Here is a 1585-nt window from a genome sequence, read left to right as displayed (position 1 = left end):
GCCGGGTTTCTTGAATTCTTCACGATGTCTCGGGACCCCTCGAACAGCGGTATTTTTTCTGGTGCTCCATAAGATCCTGTTTCGTGTATAATCAAAATCAGAGAAACCTCTAGAGTTTCTTTTCAAGTCCTTTGGCTTTCTGTTAGATGATTCCATAGGACCGTTTGAAAGGCGCGCGTAGTATTCGGATTCTTCACGTGCGCTTTTTCTTTTTACCTTCACCTGGATGAAGGAATTGATGATCGGTGTTTTAAACCTTTCCAAAAACTTGGCAAAGTTACTGAAGATATATTGTTCAGACTTCGTATATTTGTCGATGAGCGCATTGATTGCCAGGTAGATCTGATCACTGTTCTCATATTCTGTATCATTGAATCGGATATAGTCTTCTTTCATCTCTCTGAGCTTTCTAAAGTTCTTGTCCAGATCCAGAAACATTTTCTCGATGGTGAAAGTATCGACATTCATTCCCAAAAGCTTGTGATAATACCGTCTGGTGGAATAGGTGATCTCATCCCGGTTCTTAAGAAGCACCCACCGATAGTTTTTCAGAAGAATGACCTCCTTGGAAGGCTTTATCTTTTTATGATCCTGGTTCGTATCGTGATTCTTTTGATTCCGTCTTTCTTCATCTCGCTTTTGATATTTCTTCATCACCTTGTTGATGTAGACCTGGAGTTGAGTGGTGATCAGGCGAACGACATGGAACGAATCCAGTATCGTGCAGGCGTTGGGAAAGTATTTTTCCGGCAGCTGCAGATAGGTCCTATATGCATCGCAGATCAATCCTTTGACATTCTTTCGTTCCTCATAAGGGATCTTCAGGAAATAATCTTCTAAAGTGGATCCCCAGCGATTATGCACGATGTCAATGATCTCTCCATTGGAAAAATCCATGATGACGAAAGCAAATCGATCTTTTTCACCGATATCCAGGAAGATCTCATCCACAGAAATGTATTCAGGAAGAGGAAGCCTGGGAAGATTGACATAGGCATTGAATATATCATGGACCTGGGTATCAGAGATATGGAACTGCCGTGCCACGTAGGCTGCAGACACAGAAAGATCCTTCATCATTTCAAGGATAAGAAGATGAACGATATTTGAAGAGTGAGAATACCTTTCCAGGAAGGCAAACTGATCGTTCAGATATAGGCCACAGTGTTTACAGTACCATTTTCTCTGCTTGACCATAAGAAAGAGTTTCATCGTATCCTGCATGATATGATGATTCACTTTTCTGGTATAGATACCTTTGGAATGCATGCGACACATACATTTGGGACAATAAACTGGTTCGAGTTTTTTGGAGATATGAACAAATTTAATATTATCGATGACTTCGATTCCTTCGATAACAATTGATCCGTCATTTTGTATATCCAGAAGAGATAGGATCTGCTCCTGATCAAAAGTATTGAAATCCATTACACTAACCTCCTAATCAAAGCAGGGAGCATAACGGAAATATTATATGCCAACAAGAAAAAAAGGGGTCAATTCACAGACCCCTAAAATGGTCCCCTAGATTGACCCCTAAATAGACCCCCAAATTGAAGACCCCTAATTATTTTGGATACCC

The 1585-nt window shown here is 40.6% G+C and carries 1 protein-coding gene; it reads right to left on the bottom strand.

From position 1 onward, the window contains the following. Positions 1–1431, bottom strand: a 1431-nt coding sequence (locus HNQ43_RS09055; RefSeq protein WP_183376972.1) for an ISL3 family transposase, incomplete at its 3' end; no start/stop codon positions are given. Between the last annotated feature and the right edge of the window lie 154 nt (positions 1432–1585).

The sequence above is a fragment of the Faecalicoccus acidiformans genome (assembly GCF_014202635.1).
In the GTDB taxonomy this organism is placed as follows: domain Bacteria; phylum Bacillota_I; class Bacilli_A; order Erysipelotrichales; family Erysipelotrichaceae; genus Faecalicoccus; species Faecalicoccus acidiformans.
The sequence above is the reverse complement of the archived record's forward strand: the minus strand, read 5'-3'. Positions and strand labels throughout refer to the sequence as shown.